General features: G+C 71.0%; 4 protein-coding genes. 2 read left to right on the top strand and 2 right to left on the bottom strand.

Going from position 1 to position 4082, the window contains the following annotated elements:
- Both AB0472_RS45910 and AB0472_RS45905 read right to left on the bottom strand, forming a co-directional pair.
- The coding region (locus tag AB0472_RS45910; protein WP_366365651.1) for a maltotransferase domain-containing protein at positions 1–612 on the bottom strand (612 nt) is incomplete at its 3' end.
- A gap of 101 nt (positions 613–713) precedes the next feature.
- The gene (locus tag AB0472_RS45905; protein ID WP_366365649.1) at positions 714–1007 is read right to left on the bottom strand and encodes a DUF5133 domain-containing protein; all 294 of its coding nucleotides are present in this window, start codon (positions 1005–1007) and stop codon (positions 714–716) included.
- Between the two features lie 323 nt (positions 1008–1330).
- On the opposite strand from AB0472_RS45905, the gene AB0472_RS45900 reads away from it, so the two are divergent.
- Together AB0472_RS45900 and glgX are read left to right on the top strand one after the other, a co-directional pair.
- Positions 1331–1834 carry a pep a2 gene (locus tag AB0472_RS45900; protein ID WP_366365648.1) on the top strand — a complete coding sequence of 168 codons (504 nt, stop codon included), beginning with the start codon at positions 1331–1333 and terminating at the stop codon, positions 1832–1834.
- A 23-nt stretch (positions 1835–1857) separates the two neighbouring features.
- Entirely contained in the window at positions 1858–3966 is a 2109-nt protein-coding gene (gene glgX / locus AB0472_RS45895; protein ID WP_366365646.1) for a glycogen debranching protein GlgX, read from the top strand.
- Positions 3967–4082 lie beyond the last annotated feature (116 nt).

Here is a 4082-nt window from a genome sequence, read left to right as displayed (position 1 = left end):
GTACCACGAGCCGAACAGCGCCCGTTCACGCTCCACCAGCAACGGCAGCGGCTCCGAGACCGTCACCAACTCCCGCACCGGATACCGCGCCAGGATCTCGTCGACCTCGGGGGCCAGGGCGTTCGCCAGCCGCGTGTGCAGGGGAAGGGAGTCGTCACCCAGAGCCCGGGCCGCCGCGAGCACCCGCTCGCGCCCGGGCCCGTCCGGGACCCCGGCGGCCGCCCGCTCGTAGAGCTCGGCGCCCTCCTCCAGGACCAGGCCGGTGTCGATGCCCGCCGGGATCTTCACCCGGGCGTGCTGCCGCCAGGTGGCGAGCGGGGCGCTCCAGGCCTCCACGCGGTACGTCCAGCGGCCCGTCGCGTCCGGGGTGACCTCCGCGCCCCAGCGGTCGGTGCCGGAGGCCAGCTCCCGCATCGGCGTCCACGGGCCGGGCCGGCCCTCGGGATCGCACAGCACCACATTGGCGCCGACGGCGTCGTGGCCCTCCCGGAAGACGGTGGCGGTGACCTGGAAGGTCTCGCCGGGGACCGCCTTCACCGGCCGCCTGCCGCACTCCACGGCCGGCCGGACGTCACGCACCGGAACGCGGCCGATGGCCTCAGTCGCCTTCATGGGTCTCACCTCCGCCGTGCGCGGAGCCGGGCCCGGGGCCCGGCTCCGCGGTCCGTAGTGTGCCGGAAGACCGGTGTCTTCCCGCGGGTCCGCCTGCGGGATCAATGCCTCGCGGAAGGACGTTCCGCCGGCGGTCCCGGCCGGACCTTCCCGCTCAGCTGGGACCGCCCACCCTGTTCCCGCACATACGTGACGAGGCTGGTGCGCAGGTAGCGCTCGGCCGCGTCCACCGCCTCCCGGGCGCAGCGCTTGCCCATCAGGACGCACAGCGTGTAACCCGAGTCCTCGAAGGTGGACCGCACCTCGCGGTCCTGCGGCGAGGCGAGCATGACGCGCTCCCACGCCCGGTAGCGCCGCAGCTGCCGGGCCACCTCGGCCTTCGCGGGTAGCAGCATGGCCGTGTCTTTCCTTCCGACGCTCTCGAGTGGGCACGTGTCCCCGGATCGGGGGAGCGTCCGGGCACGGAAGAGCACGGAGCCGTTACGGCGAATCGAGGCTTTCACTCATGGTGCACGGGCGATGACCGAGCGTCTTGTTGGAACTTCAACCACCTCGCCGGGTCCCGGCCGCCTCGTGCGCCTCTCGTGTTGCACGAATGGCGTAGCGACCGCACAGTGAAGGTGACTCAGGAGCGACCAGCGCTCACGCTGCGCGTCTGGAACGGATTTCCGGCCGGGTGAGGGGGAGCGGGAGCTTCGCGGGTGAGGAGCTAGCGACAATGAAGACCGCAGTGCCCTGCTACTACCACCTCGACGTCGAGGTCAGCCCGGAACGGGTGGGACAGGTCAGCCGCATACTGGCCGCCCATCTGCGTTACTGGGATCTGGACAATCTCGTGGACCCTGTCTGCCGCGGTGCCGAACTGCTGCTGACCGCCATCGACCAGCACGCGACGGACAAGCACACGTCCATCGAGATGTGGTGGAACGGGCAGCACCTCATCACCGCCATCGGCGACGACGACCGGGATCTGCGCCCCGACCAGGATCTGCGCCCCTGCCTGGTGCACCTCGCCGCGACCAGCGACGGCTGGGGCTGTTGTGCCTCGGAGACCGGCAGCAAGATCATCTGGTTCTCGCAGCGGGCCCGGTCCGGGGAGCGCGTCCCGCTGGTCAGGACCGGGCCGGCGCCCCGGCTGCGCCGGGTTCTCCAGGTGCCGCGCGACCTGCCGGTCGCCCAGCTGGCGGCAGCCGCCGACGGTGTCCTGGAGGGCGCCCGGTGACGGCGAGGAAGTCCCGGAAAGGGGTGCCCGTGTGGAGCGGGCACCCCTACCCGTTGGGGGCCTCCTTCGACGGACAGGGCACCAACTTCGCCCTGTTCAGCGAGGTCGCCCAGCGGGTCGACCTGGTTCTCGTGAACGATGCCGGCACCGAGACGACGGTGCCGATGACCGAGGTCGACGGCTTCGTCTGGCACGCCTACCTGCCCGGCGTCGGGCCGGGGCAGCGCTACGGCTACCGGGTGACCGGCCCCTGGGACCCCGAACTCGGCCACCGGTGCAATCCGGCGAAGCTGCTCCTGGACCCGTACGCGCGGGCCGTGGACGGCCAGATCGACAACCACGCCTCGCTCTACGAGCGCACCCCCGGCGGGCCCTCCCCGGCCGACAGCGCCGGGCACTCCATGCTCGGCGTGGTCACCGACCCCTACTTCGACTGGGGCGACGACCGGCCGCCCCGCCGGCCCTACTCCGACTCGGTGATCTACGAGGCCCACGTCCGCGGCCTGACCCTCACCCATCCGGAGGTGCCCGAACGGCTCAGGGGCAGTTACGCCGGACTCGCGCACCCGGCGGTCCTCGACCACCTGACCTCCCTCGGCGTCACGGCGGTCGAGCTGATGCCGGTGCACCAGTTCGTGCAGGACGGGGTGCTCCAGGACCGGGGCCTGTCCAACTACTGGGGCTACAACACCATCGGCTACTTCGCCCCGCACAACGCCTACGGCGCCTTCGGCAGCCGGGGTCAGCAGGTCAACGAGTTCAAGGCGATGGTCAAGGCGCTGCACGCGGCCGGGCTCGAAGTGATCCTCGACGTGGTCTACAACCACACCGCCGAGGGCAACGAGATGGGCCCCACGCTGTCCTTCCGGGGCATCGACAACGCCTCCTACTACCGGCTGGTCGACGGCGACTGGGGGCACTACTACGACACCACGGGCACCGGGAACAGCCTGCTGATGCGGCACCCCTACGTGCTCCAGCTGATCATGGACTCGCTGCGGTACTGGGTGACCGAGATGCACGTCGACGGCTTCCGCTTCGACCTCGCCGCCACCCTGGCCCGCCAGTTCCACGAGGTGGACCGGCTCTCGGCGTTCTTCGACCTGATCCAGCAGGACCCGGTGATCAGCAGGGTCAAGCTCATCGCCGAGCCGTGGGACCTGGGCGAGGGCGGCTACCAGGTCGGCAACTTCCCGCAGCTGTGGTCGGAGTGGAACGGCCGCTACCGGGACGCCGTACGGGACTTCTGGCGGGCCGAGCCGGGCTCGCTCGGCGAGTTCGCCTCCCGGCTCACCGGCTCCTCGGACCTGTACCAGGCCAGCAGGCGGCGGCCGCGGGCGAGCGTCAACTTCGTGACCGCGCACGACGGTTTCACGCTGCGTGACCTGGTGTCGTACAACGACAAGCACAACCAGGCCAACGGGGAGGGCAACCGGGACGGCGAGAGCCACAACCGGTCCTGGAACTGCGGGGCGGAGGGCGAGACCACCGATGCGGCCGTGCTGGAACTGCGGGCCCGTCAGCAGCGCAACCTTCTCGCCACCCTGCTGCTGTCCCAGGGCATCCCCATGCTCAGCCACGGCGACGAACTCGGCCGCACCCAGCGCGGCAACAACAACGCCTACTGCCAGGACAACGAAGTCTCCTGGGTCGACTGGGAACTGACCGCGGAGCAGCAGAACCTCACCGACTTCACCCGGTACGTCATCGGACTGCGTGCCGCCCACCCGGTTCTCCGCCGGCGGCGTTTCTTCCTCGGTGAGACGACCACGCGTCCCGGGCAGCCGCTGCCCGACCTGGTGTGGCTGCTGCCGGACGCCCGCGAGATGACGGACCGGGACTGGCAGCGGCCCGACGCGCACTCGGTCGGCGTCTTCCTCAACGGCGACGCCATCGCCGAACGCGACCCCTACGGGGGGCGGCTGGTCGACGACTCGTTCCTGCTGCTCCTCAACAGCCACTGGGAGCCGGTCGACTTCCGGCTGCCCGACGACTCCTACGGCGAGCGCTGGACGACCCTCATCGACACGGCCGACGTGGACGGGATGCCGGACGAACGCGAACGCAAGGCGAGCACGCGGCTGCGCGTGGAGGCGCGGAGTCTGGTCGTGCTGTCGCGGCCGTCGCGTTGAATCCGCGGGTGCGTCGTGGCCGGTCGCGGGCGCTGGTGATGGCACCGGTCCTGAGCCCGATCCGCCCCACGTCCACGCGGGGGTCGCAGTGCACGGCGATGATCCGCCCCACCCCG

It is taken from the genome of Streptomyces sp. NPDC086777, assembly GCF_040702065.1.
Taxonomy (GTDB): domain Bacteria; phylum Actinomycetota; class Actinomycetes; order Streptomycetales; family Streptomycetaceae; genus Streptomyces.
This window is presented reverse-complemented; position numbering and strand designations above follow the sequence as displayed.

Bases quoted from the DNA above. Each gene is read 5' to 3' on its own strand.
- AB0472_RS45905 (WP_366365649.1), bottom strand. From the start codon at position 1,007: ATGCTGCTACCCGCGAAGGCCGAGGTGGCCCGGCAGCTGCGGCGCTAC.
- AB0472_RS45900 (WP_366365648.1), top strand. From the start codon at position 1,331: ATGAAGACCGCAGTGCCCTGCTACTACCACCTCGACGTCGAGGTCAGC.